Origin of the sequence: Serratia sp. EWG9 (genome assembly GCF_019913725.1) — a bacterium.
In the GTDB taxonomy this organism is placed as follows: Bacteria; Pseudomonadota; Gammaproteobacteria; order Enterobacterales; family Enterobacteriaceae; genus Serratia; species Serratia ureilytica.
Map to the genome: position 1 here is coordinate 323,438 of NZ_JADNRO010000001.1, position 18,403 is coordinate 341,840.

At 61.6% G+C, this 18,403-nt stretch carries 17 protein-coding genes and 1 pseudogene; 5 read left to right on the plus strand and 13 right to left on the minus strand.

All coding sequences use genetic code 11. From position 1 onward, the window contains the following. Positions 1–36 precede the first annotated feature (36 nt). A complete protein-coding gene (locus ITX55_RS01580; protein ID WP_089191813.1) occupies positions 37–1,341 on the plus strand; it encodes an aminotransferase class I/II-fold pyridoxal phosphate-dependent enzyme in 1,305 nt (434 codons plus the stop codon). Here ITX55_RS01580 and ITX55_RS01585 read toward each other — a convergent pair. The 3 genes and pseudogenes from ITX55_RS01585 to nudI all read right to left on the minus strand — a co-directional run bounded on the left by ITX55_RS01585 (position 1,338) and on the right by nudI (position 3,818). Then, positions 1,338–2,324 carry an MsnO8 family LLM class oxidoreductase gene (locus ITX55_RS01585; RefSeq protein ID WP_033650312.1) on the minus strand — a complete coding sequence of 329 codons (987 nt, stop codon included), beginning with the start codon at positions 2,322–2,324 and terminating at the stop codon, positions 1,338–1,340. The two genes, ITX55_RS01580 and ITX55_RS01585, sit on opposite strands and share 4 nt — an antisense overlap. 139 nt (positions 2,325–2,463) lie before the next feature. After that, a pseudogene (pbpG, locus tag ITX55_RS01590) lies at positions 2,464–3,299 on the minus strand (D-alanyl-D-alanine endopeptidase). A 93-nt stretch (positions 3,300–3,392) separates the two neighbouring features. Beyond that, entirely contained in the window at positions 3,393–3,818 is a 426-nt protein-coding gene (gene nudI / locus ITX55_RS01595; RefSeq protein WP_047575083.1) for a nucleoside triphosphatase NudI, read from the minus strand. A gap of 268 nt (positions 3,819–4,086) precedes the next feature. On the opposite strand from nudI, the gene ITX55_RS01600 reads away from it, so the two are divergent. Continuing rightward, a complete protein-coding gene (locus ITX55_RS01600; RefSeq protein WP_370632577.1) occupies positions 4,087–5,487 on the plus strand; it encodes an SH3 domain-containing protein in 1,401 nt (466 codons plus the stop codon). Between the two features lie 68 nt (positions 5,488–5,555). Here the strand turns inward: ITX55_RS01600 and ITX55_RS01605 are convergent, their stop codons facing one another. Further along, positions 5,556–6,308 carry a hypothetical protein gene (locus tag ITX55_RS01605; protein WP_033643192.1) on the minus strand — a complete coding sequence of 251 codons (753 nt, stop codon included), beginning with the start codon at positions 6,306–6,308 and terminating at the stop codon, positions 5,556–5,558. Positions 6,309–6,564: 256 nt separating this feature from the next. Between ITX55_RS01605 and ITX55_RS01610 the strand changes: the two genes are divergently transcribed. Beyond that, the gene (locus ITX55_RS01610) at positions 6,565–7,593 is read left to right on the plus strand and encodes a transporter (RefSeq protein WP_033643191.1); all 1,029 of its coding nucleotides are present in this window, start codon (positions 6,565–6,567) and stop codon (positions 7,591–7,593) included. On the opposite strand, the gene ITX55_RS01615 is transcribed toward ITX55_RS01610, so the two are convergent. The 9 genes from ITX55_RS01615 to ITX55_RS01655 all read right to left on the minus strand — a co-directional run bounded on the left by ITX55_RS01615 (position 7,594) and on the right by ITX55_RS01655 (position 15,026). After that, positions 7,594–8,127 (minus strand): SRPBCC family protein, encoded by a 534-nt coding sequence (locus ITX55_RS01615; RefSeq protein ID WP_016927616.1) that lies wholly within the window; start codon positions 8,125–8,127, stop codon positions 7,594–7,596. It abuts the gene before it with no gap. Between the two features lie 3 nt (positions 8,128–8,130). Then, positions 8,131–8,478, minus strand: a complete 348-nt coding sequence (locus ITX55_RS01620; protein ID WP_004938187.1) for a helix-turn-helix transcriptional regulator — start codon at positions 8,476–8,478, stop codon at positions 8,131–8,133. A gap of 82 nt (positions 8,479–8,560) precedes the next feature. Then, complete coding sequence (locus ITX55_RS01625) at positions 8,561–9,787, minus strand: Zn-dependent hydrolase (protein ID WP_108680803.1); 1,227 nt, start codon at positions 9,785–9,787, stop codon at positions 8,561–8,563. Further along, a complete protein-coding gene (locus ITX55_RS01630) occupies positions 9,784–10,275 on the minus strand; it encodes an L-2-amino-thiazoline-4-carboxylic acid hydrolase (protein ID WP_033643188.1) in 492 nt (163 codons plus the stop codon). Before ITX55_RS01630 ends, ITX55_RS01625 begins: the two co-directional genes overlap by 4 nt. A gap of 18 nt (positions 10,276–10,293) precedes the next feature. Next, on the minus strand, positions 10,294–11,403 hold the full coding sequence (locus ITX55_RS01635; RefSeq protein WP_346405209.1) for a branched-chain amino acid ABC transporter substrate-binding protein: 1,110 nt from the start codon (positions 11,401–11,403) through the stop codon (positions 10,294–10,296). Between the two features lie 76 nt (positions 11,404–11,479). Beyond that, entirely contained in the window at positions 11,480–12,193 is a 714-nt protein-coding gene (locus ITX55_RS01640; RefSeq protein WP_033643186.1) for an ABC transporter ATP-binding protein, read from the minus strand. Further along, a complete protein-coding gene (locus ITX55_RS01645) occupies positions 12,186–12,956 on the minus strand; it encodes an ABC transporter ATP-binding protein (protein WP_047575623.1) in 771 nt (256 codons plus the stop codon). Before ITX55_RS01645 ends, ITX55_RS01640 begins: the two co-directional genes overlap by 8 nt. Beyond that, positions 12,953–14,065 carry an ABC transporter ATP-binding protein gene (locus ITX55_RS01650; protein WP_047575093.1) on the minus strand — a complete coding sequence of 371 codons (1,113 nt, stop codon included), beginning with the start codon at positions 14,063–14,065 and terminating at the stop codon, positions 12,953–12,955. Before ITX55_RS01650 ends, ITX55_RS01645 begins: the two co-directional genes overlap by 4 nt. Before the next feature lie 10 nt (positions 14,066–14,075). Continuing rightward, the gene (locus ITX55_RS01655; RefSeq protein ID WP_108680801.1) at positions 14,076–15,026 is read right to left on the minus strand and encodes a branched-chain amino acid ABC transporter permease; all 951 of its coding nucleotides are present in this window, start codon (positions 15,024–15,026) and stop codon (positions 14,076–14,078) included. A gap of 170 nt (positions 15,027–15,196) precedes the next feature. Between ITX55_RS01655 and ITX55_RS01660 the strand changes: the two genes are divergently transcribed. Both ITX55_RS01660 and ITX55_RS01665 read left to right on the plus strand, forming a co-directional pair. Next, positions 15,197–16,126, plus strand: coding sequence for a LysR substrate-binding domain-containing protein (locus tag ITX55_RS01660; RefSeq protein WP_033643182.1), 930 nt, complete (start codon positions 15,197–15,199; stop codon positions 16,124–16,126). A gap of 256 nt (positions 16,127–16,382) precedes the next feature. Continuing rightward, entirely contained in the window at positions 16,383–18,263 is a 1,881-nt protein-coding gene (locus ITX55_RS01665; RefSeq protein WP_108680799.1) for a potassium transporter Kup, read from the plus strand. The last annotated feature ends 140 nt before the right edge of the window (positions 18,264–18,403 follow it).

Below are 18,403 nucleotides of genomic sequence, written 5' to 3' on the forward strand. Positions count from 1 at the left end.
CTAATCTTATTTGAACTAGTACAAAAGGATTTATGTATGACTTCATTGTATGCAAAAGGCGGCGGCGCTGTCCAGATTGCCGAGCAGATCGCAGCACGCATCAAAAACGGCGCGCTGCGGCCGGGCGAACTGTTGCCGCCGGTACGCCAGCTGGCGGCGGAGCTGGAGGTCAATCCGAATACCGTGGCCAGCGCATACGCCAGATTGCGCGATGCCGGCCTGGTGGCGACGCGCGGGCGGGCGGGTACGGTGGTGCTGGAGCCGCCGCTGGCGGCGGTGAGTGCGGCCTATGCGCCGCGCCAGGTGCCGGCGGGGATGTGCGATCTGGCCAGCGGCAACCTGGATGCCGCTTTGCTGCCGGCGCTGAGGCTTGGCGCGGCGGAGGTGTTCCCTCAGCAAAACGGCTATGACATCAGCGGCGACCTGCCGGTATTGACCGGTCTCGGGCGTGAGTGGCTCGGGCGCCAGGGCGTGGCCCTGGGGGAACCGGCGGTGTTTTCCGGCGCGTTGGACGCGATGGAAAAGGCGCTGCGCTGTCATGCCCAGCCTGGGGCGGCGGTGTGGGTGGAAGATCCCTGCTGGCCGCCGCTATTGACGCTGCTGCGTCACCTGCGCCTGCGGCCGTTGCCGCTGGCGGTGGATGAACAGGGCTGTCGGCTGCCGGAGAGTGGCGCGGCCGACGCGGTGATCCTGACGCCGCGCGCCCATAATCCGACCGGCGCTTCGCTTTCAGCGCAACGTGCGCAGCAGTGGCGAGGTTTTCTGCGCGGCCATCCGCAGTGTCTGGCGATCGTCGACGATTTCTGGGGGCCGTTGTCGCAACAGCCGCTGCATCTGCCGTTCGACGGCGATCGCGGCCTGTACGTGCTGTCGCTCAGCAAGTTTCTCAGCCCGGATCTGCGCATCGCGTTGGCCTGCGGCAGCCCGACCTTGCTGCAGGCGATGCGCGCCGATCAGTACATCAGCGAACGCTGGGTCAGCCATATCTTGCAGCAGATCGCCGCCAGACTGTGGGAACAAGCCTTGCAGGAAGGGCAATTGCAGCGGGCGCAACAGGCGTATCAGGCCAGACGGGACGAGCTGGTCCAGCGGCTCAATGCGTTGAATCACACGGCGCTGGCGGTAGGTGAAGGGCTGCATCTGTGGGTGCCGGTGCGTTCGGAAACCGCCGCCGCGCAGCTGATGGCGCAGCGGGGGTGGCTGGTGCAGGGCGGTGAACCTTTTCGCCTGAAGTGCGGTCCGGCGCTCCGCGTCAGCCTGGCGAACGTCACGCCGTCGCAGTTGGCGCCGCTGGCACAGGATCTGTCCGAAGCCATGCGGGCGGCGGCGGCGATCAACTAAGCCGGCGTCAAACTCTCCTCCGCCAGTAACTGCAGCGAGGCTAACCGGGCGGCCGGTTCGGCGATCGGCGTGTCGATGATGAACTCTTCCACGCCGTACTGTTGCTGCAGCTGCGCCAGTTGCTGATGCACCTGCTGCGCGGTGCCGAGCAGAATATGGCTTTCCCGCGGCTCGATGCGGTAGTCGGTGGCGCCGGCCTGCTGCACGAAACTCTCCGCCTGCGCCAGGCTGCCGACGGTCACACTCTGCTCACCGGCAACGTGCACGCGGTATTGCCGAATGTCGGCCGCCAATGCCGCGGCCTGTTCCTCGCTGGGGGCCACGATCGCCGCCACCGCCAGCAGCGCCTTGCGGCCGCCGCTGTGTGCGGCGTAGTGCTCCAGCGCGTCGCGGATATCCTGCGGATTGCCGTTCAAATGCGCGGCGAACACGAAGGCCCAGCCGGACTCGGCCGCCAGCGTTGCGCTTTCTTTACTGGCACCGAGCAGAAAACGCTGCGCGCCCTGCGGCGGCAGCGGTGTGGCGCTCAGGCCGGGCTCGGCGTCGTCGTTCAGATAGGCGGTCAACTGCGACAGCTGCTGAGGAAAGTCCGGCTTGCGTTGCCGATCGTGGGCCGCCTGCAGCGCCTGGGTTGCGAGCGGTAGCCCGCCGGGCGCTTTGCCCACCCCGAGATCGACGCGTCCCGGCGCCAGCGCCGCCAGCAGGTTGAAGTTTTCGGCCACCTTGTAGGCGCTGTAGTGCTGCAGCATCACGCCGCCGGAGCCGATGCGAATGCGCGTCGTCTGGCCGAGCAGGTAGCCGATCAGCACTTCCGGCGACGGGCAGGCGAGCTGCGGCGTGTTGTGGTGCTCGGCCAGCCAGAAACGCCGATACCCCCAGCGTTCCGCCCGTTGCGCCAGCTGCAGCGTGCGCGCCAGCGCCTGCGCGGCGCTTTCCCCGTCGGCGATCGGACTTTTTTCTAATATGCTCAAGGCATAAGCCATTTTTCCCGCTCCTTTCATCATCAGATATGCCTGACAAATACCATGCGGGCGGCGCGCGGCTTAATACTGATTGGCGATAGGATATTCCATTGATCCAAAACGGATTTGAATATGCGCAGAACGGTAAAGCGCCGCGATTTTACCGCTCCAGCCAGGCCTTCAGACGAATGGCGTCACGGTAGTGGCCGTAGCGCGGCTGCGCGCCAAGCAAGATCATCACCACCGGCTGCCCTTTGATGGTGGTGCGCATCACCAGGCAGTGACCGGCCTCGTCGGTAAAGCCGGTTTTCTGCAGCTGGATCTTCCAGGCCGGGTTGTTGATCAGACCGTTGGAACTGCGATAGACCAGCTGGCCGCGGCCAGGACGCACGATCTGCTGCTTGTCGGTGCTGAAGCGGCGAATCAATGGATAGCGATAGGCGTGATTGACCATTTTCAGCAGATCGCTGGCGGTGGCTACGTTGCGCGGCGTTAGCCCGGTCGGATCGTAGAAACGGGCGCGTTTCATGCCGATGGCGCGCGCTTTCTGATTCATTTTCGCCACGAAGGCCTTGCGCCCGCCGGGATAACTGCGGCTCAGCGCCGCGGCGGCGCGGTTCTCCGAAGACATCAGGGCGATGTGCAGCATGTCGCGGCGGCTGAGCACCGAGCCGATGGTCAGCCGCGAATGGGTTTTTTCAGCAGATCGCGATCGGCGGCGGTGACTTTGAGTTGACTGCCCATGGGGCGTTTGCTGTCCAGGGCGACCATGGCGGTCATCAGCTTGGACAGAGACGCGATCGGCAGCACGCGGTTCGGTTGCTTCTGATAGAGCGTTTTTCCGGTACGCTGATTGACGACCAGCACCGATTTGGCATTCAACACCAATGGCGGCGCGGCGGCATGGGCGGGCGCCAAAACGAACAGCAGGCTGAACAGGGCGGCGGCGCCGAAGCGCCGGACGGACAGACGGAGAACAGGGAGAAATAAAAGCATAGCGACGGCAATAGTGACCCTAAGTGATTAAAAAATATCAAAAGAGTCTGCCCGGCAAATGTGAAGAAAATAGGGTGATAATCGCTCAAACTGTTACAGCAATCCCTTTTGCCGCAGCGTGAAGCGGGTGGCTTCGTTCAGATCGTAGTCCGCCAGGCGTTCGCGCGGCACCCAGGCGTAGTCGTCGAATTCATCGTTGATCGTCACGTCGCGGTTGGCGGCGTGGCAGTCGAAAATCAGGTAAATCATGTAGATTTGTTCCCGGCTGCCGTCGGCGTAGGTTTTGATGCGCACGTCGTCGCGGAAGGTCCAGGGCGTGATGCGCTCGAGGATCAGTGCGGGGCCCAGCTCTTCGCGCACTTCGCGCCGCAGCGCTTGCTCTATCCGCTCACCCGGCTCGACGCCGCCGCCGGACAGCGCCCACTGGCCGGGAAATACGCCCTTGTGCGCGGCCATTTTGCACAGCAGGAAGGCGTTATCGTTTTCAATCAGCGGGCAGACAATGATGCGTTGGCGCATGGAGGACTCCTGTCAGAAAGCAAAGCCGCAGGATAGCAGATTTGGCGGCGCAGGGCGGGAAGGTCGATCGCATTCTGTGCGGCGGCGGGAAATCCGGTCGGCGTCTGTCATGGGGTTGCCTCCGGCTTTGTTTTCTTCAACGGGAAATCAATCGCAGATGTTATTAAGTATCAATTCGAATAATTTCGCGTCAGGATAAAGCAGGGATTTTAACCTATCATGGAGTTGATAACGTATGCCTACTAATGGAATAAAACCGCTGTGCCTGATGACTCTTCTGCTGCTGTCGGCCTGCCACAGCGCGCCGGTCAGCCAGCCCCCTCAAGACGCCACGGCGACAGCCCCTATCGATGCCACCAAATCGCTGTTCCCGCTGGGGAACTATTCGCAGTCTGTCGATAAATGGTTGCCGCCCGGCCCGCAGCGGCGGGTGCCCGTGATGGATGCCGCCACGCAGCAACGTCATTTTTCCGCCCTCAAATCTCACTATTTTGGCATGGGGCCGAACGATGAGTCCCCCTGGAATCCGCATTACATCGCTGCCGTCCTGAACCGCGAAGCGGAAAGCCACCGTGATGCCGCAATGGATAAATACCTTGGCCGTGGAAGTGTCTCCTGGGGGGAAAACTTCAGGACTCACACCGACCGCTGGAAACAGCAAGTCAGAGATAACGCTTCTACGGACATTAGCCAGGTTTATCATTCTTCGGCCCGAGGCATTGCGGTCAGGGAGACGCTGGTCAGGATCCTGCCGACGGACGATCCGGCTTATGACGACCCTCGCCTGGCTGGACAAGGTTATCCCTTTGATAATTTGCAGGATTCGTCTATCCGCCCCGGCACTCCGGTATACGTTATTACGCAAAGCCGCGATAAACGCTGGAAATACGTCATGTCGCCTACGGTGATCGGTTGGGTGCATAGCGAAGACATCGCGGCGGCGGATCAGCGGTTTGTCTCCGAATGGCTGGCGCTGGCGGGGAAAAATCTGGGGGCATTCATTAAACAGCCGGTTTCTGTGCAAACGGGCGGCCAGTTTTATTTTACGGCGCGCCACGGCACGATTCTGCCATTTTACCGTCACCGACAGGGCCTTTTTGTGGTCGCCGTGCCGGTACGCCGAGAGGATGGCCGCGCACAGATGCGCCGGGTCGTTGTCAAGAAGGGGGAATTTGCCGCCATGCCGTGGAAAATGACGCCCGAACATCTTGCCGTACTGATGCGGTCAATGAGCGGCAGGCCTTATGGCTGGGGGAACTATAACTTCAATAATGACTGCTCCGCCGAACTGCGCAGTCTGTTGATGCCTTTTGGCCTCTTTCTTCCCAGAAATTCCGCCGCGCAGATACAGGCGGTCACCCGCGTGGTTGATCTTGCTCAAGCGAACACCAGTGAACGGCTGCGCTATCTCAAAGATCATGGCAAACCCTTCACCACGCTGGTTTACATTCCGGGCCATATCATGCTGTATATCGGCAATGCGCTCGTTGACGGCCAGGTCGTGCCGATGACGTACCAGAATATCTGGGGGCTGCGCCCGGCAGATTCAAAGCGCCGCAGCATTATCGGCGGCGCAGTATTTTTCCCGCTGCTGGCGACCTATCCTGAAGATGCGAGCCTGATGTCGCTGGCGGGCAAGGCGCAGTTTAAACTGGGATTTATTGAATAGCCCTTTCTTTAGCTGATAAAGCGACCGCGAATGCGGCCGCTTGTTGTGCGGCGACAAATCGAACTGCGCTAATTGCCTAGCCGGCGCTGGATAATTTTATCGTGCTCATCCGTCAGGTTAGCGTAATTCCAAATAAATAATCCGCCAAGGTTAAAGTCCAAAACCTGATCGATAAAGTAATTTAAATTCCAGTCGGTCAATCCTTTGGTCGTCAGGGCCAGAATGCATTTTTTATTTTCGGCCCCGTTCGCCAACGATTGTTTTAATGCCGGGATCACATTAGCGAGAATATCGTCATTGCTCCACATCGCAGCCGCATAACAGTAATGGATAAAGCGGTCGCATTGGTCTGATTGAATGATTTTTCTGACTTTCTCGTTGAGCTTGTTGCCATTTTCCGTATTGGGGTGGTTGTAAGAATAACCGGCAATAAAACCAAAGCTGGTCTCTTTCCCGGCCTCTTTTAGCCGTTTCATGGCTTCGATGACCCGTTCGGTGTTCATATTGCATTCGTCATCAAAATCGACGCCATCCCAGCCCCGATCGACCGTGGCCGCGACGATCCTCAACACTTCATCCTCATTGGCCGGCTTTTGCTGTGGGGAGCATCCGCCGCCGCCGTAAACCCATAGCGTCTTTCCGTTAAAGCCGGGAAGCGTATCGGGTTTGTTTTGTTTTTCCGGGCTCCATCCTGGCTGGGCTGAGGTGCCTGTGGTTAAGCCATCAAGGTTGGTTACCATGCCGTACATCATGACATCGAACGCTTTATGCGGTTGGCCAGCCAGAGACTGGCTCCATCCTCCCGTAATAAACTTGTTCATTGTCGCTATCTCCTTATTGAGCGTGTTCCTTAAATGAATGTGTCTTGCATGATGGAGGGTATCAGCCGCTATATTCATTTAGCCATTGTGCGGTTGCTGAACGGGCAAGGGATGAAAATTTTTTAAAATGAAATGACGTTTTTATGACGAAAATATTAATGAGCAAGTGCGTTGAAAATCATTAACGCCGAGCGATAAAGCTTGTTATAACAGCGTGGACGATCTGGGCTAACGGCAATAGGCAGGATAAGGCGTTATGGTGCAAAGGGCAGCGGAAAAGATGCACAAGCTGGATTTTGATGATGAAGTGACCGGGCTGATCTACGGCCATGCGTTTCGCTCCGGCGAGCCGCCGGCGCGCCTGAACTCGCAGCAGGTTTGCCTGGCTTACCAAACGTTGTCGCCCGGCGACGGTTTTATCTGGCTGCACCTCAATCTCAACCACGCGGCGGCGGAGAAGTGGCTGAAAAACCATTTCGCCATTTCCGATTTTTTCTTTCACGAAATTCGCCACGGTTCCCACACTACCCGCATCGAGCGGCAGGGTGACGATCTGTTCGCCGTGCTCAACGACGTGATCTTCCACCCTGAAGACAACAACCCGGAAACGGCGACGCTGTGGCTGTATTGCCGCCGTGGGCTGGTGGTGACCGTGCGTCATAAACCGGTGCGATTGATCGAGCGGTTGCTGGGCCGCCTGACGGCGCTGCAGCTGGCGTCGTCCACCGAACTGCTGGCGCACCTGCTGGAAGAGCAGGAGGATGTGCTGGAGCAGGTGGTGCGGCAGGCCAACCAGTATGTCGATACCATCGAGGATCGTCTGCTGACGAGCCGCGTTAAACGCAACCGCGCCGAGCTGGGGCGCATGCGCCGCATGCTATTGCGCTTTCAGCGCCTGTTGGCGCCGGAGCCGGCCGCGCTGTTTCGCCTGTTGAACCGGCCGCCGAGCTGGCTGAGCCGTGAGGTGGTGCAGGATCTGCGGCAGTTTACCGAAGAGTTCACCGTGGTGTTGAACGATCTCGCCAGCCTGACCGAACGCATTCGGCTGCTGCAGGAAGAGCTGGGCGCCAAACTGATGGAGCAGAATAACCGCACGCTTTACACCCTGACGGTGATCACCGTGCTGGCGTTGCCTATCAACATCGTCGCCGGTTTTTTCGGCATGAACGTCGGAGGGATACCGCTGGCCAGCAATCACCACGGTTTTATCCTGCTGGTGTTGCTGGTCGGCAGTTTCACGCTGATCGCCGGTTATCTGGCGTTCAGGCGCAGGGACGAGTCGTAATTACAGGCGGGCGCGGTACTCTTCTTCCAGCCGGGCATGGGTGCTCCAGAACGGCTGCGGCGCCCGATCGTGCAGGCGATCCAGCAGAATATCCAGATGGGTATGCCAGCCGCCGGCGACGCTGAGCATCTCGTCGCGGTTAGCCAGGCGCCGGTGGGTGACCGTCAGCAGCACCGCGTTTCCCTGTTCCGTCAACTCGAAGGTCACTTCGGAAGGGCGCCCCTGATCCTGTTCGGCCCAGGTAAAGCTCAGCAGGCGCGGCGGGAACAGGCAGGTGATGTGGCCGCGGTTGCTGACACAGCCGCCGTGCTGTTTGTACTTGGCCGGCGGTTGCTCGTGCTCGCCCGCCAGATCGGAGTTGCGAAACTCCAGCTCCAGCGGCGCGCCGTTTTCCAACTTCATGGCGCCGGCCGCCAGCCAGGTGGCGCGCTTGTCGGATTCGGTCAGGTAAGCCCACACCCGCTCGATGGGGCCGGGCAGCAGCCGCTGGATGCGCAGCGTGCCGGGTTCGATAATCATGCCGTAATCATTCATGGTTCACTCCTTGGGAGGAAGCTGTTCGGGCTGCAGCAGCGCCTGTTCGAGCGCATCCAGCCGTTCAGTCCAGAAATGTTCATAGGTTTGCAGCCAGTGCATGGCCTGCGCCATAGGCTCGGGTTCGAGCCGGCAGATATGGTTTCTTCCTTGCACGGTGCGTTGCACCAGGCCCGCATGTTCCAGTGCTTTCACGTGCTTGGAGGCGCCGGCGAACGACATCTGCAACGGCGCGGCCAGTTCGCCGATGCTGCGTTCACCGCCGGCCAGCGCGCGTAACATCGAGCGGCGGGTCGGGTCGGCCAGCGCATGAAAAATGGCGTCCAGCTGTGAGGAAGATAATTCAACCATATGGTTGAATATAGATCAGGCAGGCTAATATTCAACCGTTTTGTTGAATATTTTTTGCCCCGGCGCCAAACCGGGGCGAGGATCAGGCGTCGGCGTGCGCCAGCAGAGCGTTGAGCAACACGTCGGCGCCGGCGGCGGCCCAGGCGGGGGTGATATCTTCCCGCTCGTTGTGGCTGATGCCGTCCACGCAGGGAATGAAAATCATGGCGGTCGGGGCGACGCGGTTAAGGTAACAGGCGTCGTGGCCGGCGCCGGAAATCATGTCGCGATGGCGATAGCCCAATGCCTGCGCGGCGTGACGCACGCTGTCGATGCAGCCCCGATCGAAAGCGACCGGGGGATACTGGAAGATGCGCTCGGCCCGGGCGGCCAGGCCGCCGCCGTTGACCTCGTTTACCGCCGCCAGTAGGCGCTGCTCCATCTGCGCCAGAATAGCCTCCTGCGGATGGCGGAATTCGACGCTGAAAAAGACGCGCCCCGGCACCACGTTACGCGAATTGGGGGTGATTTGCGCCATGCCCACCGTGGCGCGCGCGTCGGGCGCGAAATCCCAACCGATGCGGTTGACCGCCGTGACCAGCGCCGCAAAGCCGAGCAGGGCGTCGCGGCGCCGATCCATCGGCGTGGTGCCGGCATGGGCGCTGAAGCCGACGACCTCCAGTTCATACCAGCGCTGCCCTTGTGCGGCGGTGACTACGCCGATGTCGAGATGCTCCGCTTCCAGAATCGGCCCCTGTTCGATGTGCAACTCGAAGGCGGCATGGATCGGCGTACCGCCCACCGGATACTCGCCGGCGTAGCCGATGCGCTCCAGCGCGTCGCCGAGGCTGACGCCGTGCTCGTCGCGGCGCGTCAGGCCGTATTCCAGGTCGAATACCCCGGCGAACACGCCCGAGGCGATCATCGCCGGCGCGAAGCGCGCGCCTTCTTCGTTGGTCCAGTTGATCACTTCAATCGGGCGTTCGGTGACGATCTGCCGATCGTTAAGGGTACGAATAACCTCTAATCCGGCCAGCACGCCGTAGATGCCGTCGAAACGGCCGCCGCGGGGCTGCGAATCACCGTGCGAGCCGGTGACGACCGGCGCCAGCTCGGGGCGAGCGCCTTCACGCCGCAGGAACATGTTGCCCATTTTGTCGACGCGTACGGTGCAACCCGCCTCCAGCGCCCAGGCGCGCAGCTGATCGCGCGCTTGCCGATCTTCTTCACTCAGCGCCAGCCGGGTGACGCCGTTATTGGCGATGGCGCCGAACTGCGCCATCGTCTGCAGGCTTTGCCACAGGCGCTCGCCGTTGACTCGATACGTCATTGATCTTCTCCCGGCGTTTTAGCGGTGTAGCGGAAATCGCAGCAGGGGGCGCCGGACATGATGGTCTGGCTGCGCTGCAGGTCGACGTCAGGGGCATAGCCAACGATAAACTGACTGTCGCGAGCGCAGGAGAGCAGGTGGCCGATCTCCCCCAGCCCCATCTCGTGATACATCTCGGCGTAGCGGCAGCGGGTGACGTTATAGTCGAAGTGCTGCGCGTCCTGATTGATCACCTCGACGCGCAGCGCATCGTCTTTTTCCCACAGGTACTGCAAGGCGGCGAAGCTGCGCAGATCCGCGCCGTTCGGTTCCTGGGCGGCGAACTGTTTGCCCGCCTCGATGGCGGCATTCTCGATGGCTTCGCCGATTACCGCCTGAGCGCGCGCCTTGCCGATTTCACGCACCAGAATCTGGTAGATCGGCTTGATGATCTCCGCCTCGATCTTTCTGCGGGCCAAAATGCCCAATTCGTTTTTTGCACAGCTCATCGCCTTGCTCCTCTTGATTTATTGTGACTTGGCGCCGCCCAACACGGTTTGCGGCTGCCATTTGCCGTCAACCACCCGGTACAGGGTGAAGCTCGGCTGTTGCAGGTTGCCTTGCGCATCGAAGGCGATGTCGCCGGTGACGCCCTGGTAATGTATGGCGCGCAGTTTCGGCAGATAATCGGCCGGATTGGCCGAATCGGCTTGCTCAATGGCGGCGATCAGCACCCGGGTGGCGTCGTAGGCGAAGGGCGCATGCAGTTCGATGTGGGTGTGATAACGATCGCGGTAGGCTTGTTCAAACGCCTTGCCGCCCGGCATCTGTTCCAGCGGCAGCCCCGGCTCCAGCGCGACGACGCCTTCGCCTTCCCGCTGCGCCAGCGTCAGGAAGGTTTGGCTGACGAAGCCGCCGGCGCCCATCAGCTGCGCGTTCATGCCCAGCTGTTTCAGTTTGCGCGCCAGCGGCGCCGCCTGCGAATCCACGCCGCCAAAGAAGATCAGATCGGCGTTTTTACTGCGGACGGTGGTCAGTACGGCGCTGAAATCAACGGTCTTGTCATCCACATACTCACGGGTGACCGGCTGCACGCCCTGGGCCTGCAGCGATTTGATAAACTCGTCCGCCAGCCCCTGGCCGAAAGCGGTGCGATCGTCTATCACTGCGATGCGCTTGGCTTTCAGCGTCTTCACCGCATATTGCCCGGCGTAGTTGCCGCCGTCGTCGTCGTGGCCCATCACGCGAAAGCTGGTGTCAAAACCTTGCTGCGTGTAGCCGTGACCGGTCGCCACCGGCGCCACCTGAGCGATGCCGGCGTCGTGATAGATGCGCGCCGCCGGGATGCTGGTGCCGGTGTTCCAGTGGCCGACCACGCCGGCGACGCCTTCGTCGACCAAACGCTGCGCCACGGCCACGGCGGTGCGCGGGTCGGACTGATCGTCCTCGGACACCAGCTTGAAGGTGACCGGTTTGCCGTTCAGCGTCGGTTTCTGTGCGTTAGCATCGGCGATCGCCAGCCGTGCGCCGTTTTCGAGATCTTTGCCGATGCGCGCGGAAGGGCCGGTCAGCGGCCCGGCAAGACCGATCAACACGGTGTCGTCCGCCAGCGCCGGGAGGCTCAGGATCATTGTCATGGCGGCTAGCGCCAACGGCTTGATGCGAATGTTCTGCTGCATGTCATACTCCTGGTGCGGTTAAAGGTAACAACGGTTATTCACCCAAATAGATCCGTTTGATTTTTTCATCGTCCAGCATGTCGGCGGAGCGGCCGCTGTGGCTCAGGCTGCCGCTGTCCAATACGTAGGCGCGATCGGTGGACGCCAGCGCCAGGCGGGCGTTCTGCTCGACCAACAGCAGCGTGACGCCGTCACGGGCTAACTGCTTGATGACCGAGAAAATGGCCTCCACCACAATCGGCGCCAGCCCCATCGACGGTTCGTCCAATATCAGCAGCCGCGGGCGGCTGAGCAGCGCGCGGCCCATCGCCACCATCTGTTGTTCACCGCCGGAAAGCAGCCCGGCCGGTTGATGCAGGCGCTCGCTCAGCCGTGGGAAGGTGGCGCACACGCGTTCGAAATCTTGCCGCACCGCCGATGCGTCACGCCGCGCATAGGCACCCAGCTGCAGGTTTTCTCGCACCGTCAGGCGGGTGAAAATGCCGCGTCCCTCCGGCACCATCACCAGCCCTTGCTGCAGCAAGCGGTGCGGCGGCATGCCGCGAATCGAACGGCCGTCGAACAGGATGTCGCCCTCAAACGGCTGCAGGCCGGTCAGCGCCCGCAGGCTCGAGGTTTTGCCCGCGCCATTGGCGCCGATCAGCGTCACCTGTTCGCCGGCGCTCACCGTGAAATCGATGCCTTTGACCGCATGAATGCCGCCATAAGACACTTTGAGTCGTTTAACGCTCAGCAGGGCTTCAGACATGCGCGCCGCCTCCCAGATAGGCTTGAATGACCGCCGGTTCGCGCCGCACCTGAGCCGGTTCGCCTTCGGCGATCGCTTTGCCGTAATCCAGCACCGTCAGCCGATCGCACAGACCCATCACCAGCTTGACGTCGTGTTCGATCAGCAGCAGCGTTTTGCCGCTGTCGCGGATGCGCAGCAGCAGTTCGCGCAGCGCCACTTTTTCTCCGGCGTTCATGCCGGCCGCCGGTTCGTCCAGCGCCAGCAACCGGGGCTCGGTCGCCAGCGCGCGGGCGATCTCCAGCCGCCGCTGATGGCCGTAGGCGAGATCGCCGGCGCGGTAATGGGCGAATTGGCTGATGCCGACGTACTCCAGCAGCGCATGAGATTTATCGCGCACCGCCTGTTCCTCCTCCCTGGCGCGACGGTGCCGGGCGATCGCCGCCCACAGGCCGTTGCGGGTGCGCACGTGGCAGCCGACCATCACGTTTTCCAGCACGCTCATTTCATTGAACAACCGCAGGTTTTGGAAGGTGCGGGCAATGCCGGCCTGCGCCACTTTGTCGATCGCCTGGGGTTTATAGCGCTGGCCCGCCAGGCGGAACTCGCCCGCGTCGGCGCGATACAGGCCGGTGATCAGGTTGAAGCAAGTGGTCTTACCGGCGCCGTTCGGCCCGATCAGGCCGTAGATTTCCCCCTGGCGGATGCTCATGCTGACGTCATCCACCGCCGTCAGGCCGCCGAAGCGTTTGCTGATATGGTGTAAAGTGAGCAGCGGCGTCATGCGGCGTTCCCCCGTGCGTGGCGGGCCGGCCACAGGCCCGCCGGGCGATACAGCATCACCAGGATCAGCGCCAGGCCGTAAAACAGTTGGCGAATGATTTCCGGGTCGATCAGCACCTGGCCGAACAGCGCCTGCTGCAGCGGCCCCATGCTGCTGCGCAGCAGCTCCGGCAGGGCGGCCAGCAGCAGCGCGCCCAGGATCACGCCGGGGATGTGCCCCATGCCGCCAAGCACCACCATCGCCAGTACGGCGATCGATTCCTGCAGGGTGAACGATTCCGGCGACACGAAGCCCTGAAACGCGGCGAACAGCGCGCCGGCCACGCCGCCGAAGGCGGCGCCGATGGCGAAGGCCAGCAGCTTGAAGTTGCGGGTGTTGATGCCCATCGCCCGCGCGGCGTCCTCGTCTTCGCGGATCGCCGTCCACGCGCGGCCGATGCGCGAGTTCTGCAGCCGCAGGCTGATAAACAGGATCGCCAGCAGCAGGGCGGCGAACAGGTAGTAATACAGGTACAGGCCGGAAAAACGCACGCCGAACCACTCATGCATGCCGGAAAACTTCAGGCCGAACAGGCTGACCGGATCGATGCCGGAAATGCCTTTGGGGCCGTTGGTGAGGTTGACCGGGCGGTCGAGATTGCGCATCAAAATACGCACGATCTCGCCGAAACCGAGCGTGACGATCGCCAGATAATCGCCGCGCAGCCGCAGCGTCGGCGCGCCGAGCAGGATGCCGCACGCCGCCGCCAGCAGCGCCGCCAGCGGGATCAGCCCCAGCATTGACAGGTGCAGCCCGTCGGGGAACCACTGCAGCAGCAGCGGGAATTGCTGTGTCAGATGCGGTGACGACAGCAGCGCGGCCAAATAGGCGCCGACGGCGTAAAAGGCGATAAAGCCCATGTCCAGCAACCCGGTCATGCCCACCACGATGTTCAGCCCGAGCGCCAGCATCAGGTACAGCAGGGCGAAGTCGACGACCCGCACCCAGTAGTTGCCCCCGGCGGCGCCCGCCACCCAGGGCGCCAGCAGCAGCGCGAGAATGAACAGCGTCAGCCCCAGCCTGGCGCGGCGCGGCGTGGCCAGAGGAACGGGAGGAGTCAAAACGGTCATGGTGATGTCCTTATGCGCGCGTGGCGATGCGTTCGCCCAAGAGCCCGGAGGGGCGGAAGACCAGCACGGCGATCAGCACCAGAAACGCGAACACGTCCTGGTAGTTGCTGCCGAACACGCCGCCGGTCAGCTCGCCGAGATAGCCGGTGCCCAGCGATTCGAACAGGCCCAGCAGCAATCCGCCGAGCATCGCGCCGCGCAGGTTGCCGATGCCGCCGAGCACGGCGGCGGTAAACGCCTTGATGCCCGGCAGAAAGCCCATCGAGAAACCGGCGTTGCCGTAGTTGCTGGCCATCATGATGCCGGCCACCGCCGCCAGCGCGCCGCCGAGCACGAAGGTCAGAACGATGATGCGGTCAGGACTGATGCCCATCAGGCCGGCGACCTGCGGGTTTTCCGCCGTGGCGCGCATGGCGCGGCCGAAACGGCTGTGTTCGACCAGCAGCCATAAGCCGGCCATGACCGCGACGGCCACCGCCAGCGTGACGATCGCCGTGCCGGTGATCACCGCCGGCGCATGCCCGCCGCTGCCTGCGGTCAGGGTGATGGGGGTCATTGGCAGCAGCTGCGGAAACATCAGGGGATTGCGTGACCAGATCAGCATCGCCAGGGTTTGCAGCAGCAGCGAGACGCCGATACCGCTGATCAGCGGGGCCAGGCGCGGTGCATTGCGCAACCGGCGGTAGGCGAGACGCTCGATCGCCATCGAGGTGATGGCGCAGACCGCCATGGCGAACAGGGCCGCCAGCAGCAGCGTGGCATACGGCGGTAACGCGGGAAAGTGGTGTTGCAACAGGCTTATCGCCGACAGCGCGCTCAGCGCACCGACCATCAGCACGTCGCCGTGCGCGAAATTGATGATGCGCAGGATGCCGTACACCATGGTGTAACCGAGCGCGATCAGCGCATAGATGCTGCCGAGCATCAAACCGTTGACGGTTTGCTGTACCAGCGTATCCATAGAGAGAGTCCGGAGATAATGAGTTAGGAGGGTCACAGTAGAGAATTTAAAAAAATTGTAAAATACGGAAAAATACTTTCTTATACAAAAAACGAGTGATTTTAATGCGTTGATTTTTATGTATATTGAATCCATTCCTTCAGTGTCGATTTCCCAAAAACAGTCAATATATGAAAAAAACAGAACAGTACGATGAGCCATTGCCGATGCTGCCGAACGATCCGCCGCTGCGCGCCGTGCGGGCGTTCGAAGCCATCGCGCGCCTGGGTGGCATCAGCGCGGCGGCTAACGAGCTGATGATTTCGCCTTCGGCGGTCAGTCATCAACTCAAAACGCTGGAGGCATTTTTGCAGATGCCGTTGACCGAACGGCAGGGGCGTAACCTGGTGCTGCGCAGCGAGGGGCGGGAATATTACCGTTCGATTCGCTCGGCGTTCAACGTGCTGCGCCAGGCGACCGAACACGTGCGCGAGCAATCCGCGTCGCGGCAGGTGACCATCAGCCTGATCCCGCTGTTCGGCATGGGTTGGTTCATTCCGCGGCTGCGCGGTTTCCTGCGCGAAAATCCGGATATCGACATCAATGTGGTCTACGCCAACCACCGCAATTACCTGAGCGACGCCGCCGACCTGTCGATCCGCTTCGGGGTCGGGCAGTGGACCGGCTATCGCAGCGAGAAGCTGATGTCCGGCAAAATGGTGCCGGTGTGCAGCCGGGCATTCAGTAAACTGCATGGTTTGCTCGATACGCCGGAGCAGCTGGCGACGCTGCCGCTGCTGCACGACGAGGAGCGCAATACCTGGATGCAATGGTTTCAGCAGGCCGGCGTCAAGCGCCCGCTGCGCAGTATCGGCCCGATGTTTGAGGACGGATTGTTGACGTTGGCGGCGGTGCAGGCGGGGTTAGGGTGCGCGTTGATGCGTGAACCGTTAATCGCCCAGTACCTTGAAAGCGGTGAGTTGATTAAAATGTTCGATCTGCCGATCGACGACGGCCGCGATTATTACCTGTGCGCTCGACTGGATAGCGAGCTGTCGCAGGAAGGCGAAAATCTGCGGCAGTGGCTGCGCCGCGAAGCCGATGAGAGCCGGCTCGCGTAACGCCGGGCGGAAACAGGGGGGAGCCGGACGTTCATTTCACTTTCCCACGACGCACGCCACGCCAACAGGAAAGTAATAGGCCCTCCGGGGTGGGCGTTTTTAAACCGTTGCTCACCGGCGATGATTGCTGAAGCTTCAACGCGCGATGCTGTCACTGGCGAAGATGACGGCTATGCTTAACTTGCCGATCACGTGGCGCGACGGCCACAAAGTGACAATAATTCCCACTCTCAGCGCAACGTCAAGGAGCGAGCAGATGTCTGTCGGCAATGATACGGAAACCGTGAATAAGACGGGGCTGGCGCCGCTGGCGTTGGGCGCATTGGGCGTGGTGTTCGGCGATATCGGCACCAGCCCGCTGTACACCCTGAAAACCGTGCTGTTTCTCTCCGGCGACGCGCCTTCGGCGCCGGTGATCCTTGGCCTGCTGTCGCTGATATTCTGGACGCTGGTGATCGTCACTTCTCTCAAATACGCCATGTTCGCCATGCGCATCGGCAACCGCGGCGAGGGCGGCATCATGGCGCTGATGTCGCTGTTGGTCAGCAAGCGAAAATCCCGGCCGCTGGTGCTGTTCGCCGGCCTGTTCGGCGCCGCGCTCATTTACGGCGACGGCGCCATCACGCCGGCCATCTCGGTGCTCTCGGCCCTCGAAGGGCTGAACATCGTGCTGCCGGCGTCGCAGCCCTTTATTCTGCCGGCGGCGGTGGTGATTTTGCTCAGTCTGTTCGCCATTCAGCCGCTGGGTACCGCGCGCATCGGCCGCGTGTTCGGGCCGATCATGGCGCTGTGGTTCCTGTCGATCGCTGCGTTGGGCGTGTGGGGCATCATCCAGCATCCGGCGGTATTGCTGGCGCTGAACCCGCTCTACGGCATTCACTTTCTGTTCTCCAACGGACTGACCAGCTTCCTGGTGCTGGGCGGCGTGTTTTTGTGCGTCACCGGCGCCGAAGCGCTGTATGCCGATATGGGGCATTTCGGCAAACGGCCGATTTGGCTGGCCTGGTTCGGCATCGTTTTTCCCAGCCTGTTGCTTAACTACGCCGGTCAGGCCGCGCTGATCCTGAGCGGCGCCGATGTCACGCAGAACATCTTCTTCCGTTTATGCCCGCCGGCGCTGCTGATCCCGCTGGTGATCCTGGCCACGCTGGCGACGATCATCGCCAGCCAGGCGATCATCAGCGGTGCGTTTTCCATGACCCGGCAGGCGATCCAACTGGGGTGGCTGCCGCGGCTGCGGGTCAGGCAAACCACCGAGGAAAGTTACGGGCAGATCTACATTGGCGCCATCAACTGGCTGCTGATGGTGGTGACGCTGTTCCTGACCGTGTTCTTTAAATCGTCGGACAATCTGGCCGCCGCCTACGGCATCGCCGTCTCGTTGACCATGATCATGACCACCGGCCTGCTGTTCGTCGCCATGCGCGAGGTGTGGCGCTGGGGGCCGATCGCCAGCCTGTTGGTGGCGGGCGGTTTCTTCGTGGTCGATTTGAGCTTCCTGACGGCCAACATGACTAAAGTGCTGCAGGGCGGTTATATCCCGCTGCTGTTGGCCGCCGCGGTCTATACCGTGATGCTGATCTGGCATCGCGGGGTGCTGGCGGCCGCGCGCACCCTCGGTGAAACGACAGTGCCGGTAGAGGATTTCCTGGAGAAAATCCGCCGCGAATCCGTGCCGCGCGTGCCGGGCACCGCAGTATTCCTGACTCGCAGCCTGCAGGGGACGCCGCCGGTGATGAAATGGCAGGTCAAGCGCAACGGTTCGCTGCACGCCAACGTGCTGGCGCTCACCATTGCCATCGTCAATGAGCCGCGGGTCTCGAATGCTGAACGGTTGGTAATGCGCGAGCTGTCGCCGGGCTTTTGGTGCGGCGTGGCCAGCTATGGCTTTATGGAGCGGCCTAACATCCCGCAGCTGTTGCAGCACGTCGAGGCGCAGAAATCCGGTCTGAACTTCGACGAGGCGACCTACTATCTCGGGCACGAGACCGTGGTGCGCCGCGAAGCGAACGACCGGTTGCCATCCTGGCAGCGCAACCTGTTCGCGCTGATGGTGCGCAACGGCATGCACGTCACGGATTATTACTACCTGCCCAGCGATCAGGTGGTGGAGATTAGCCGCCGCGTGCCGGTATAGGGCGCGAAAAAGGCATCGCCGCAATTGCGGCTTGCATCACACAACGCGGTTTGCATTTCATTCCTGGCCGCCATAACCTGACAAGAAACGGATTGTTACTGACGCGATCAGGCAAAACCTAACTTCTCTTCCGGCATCGA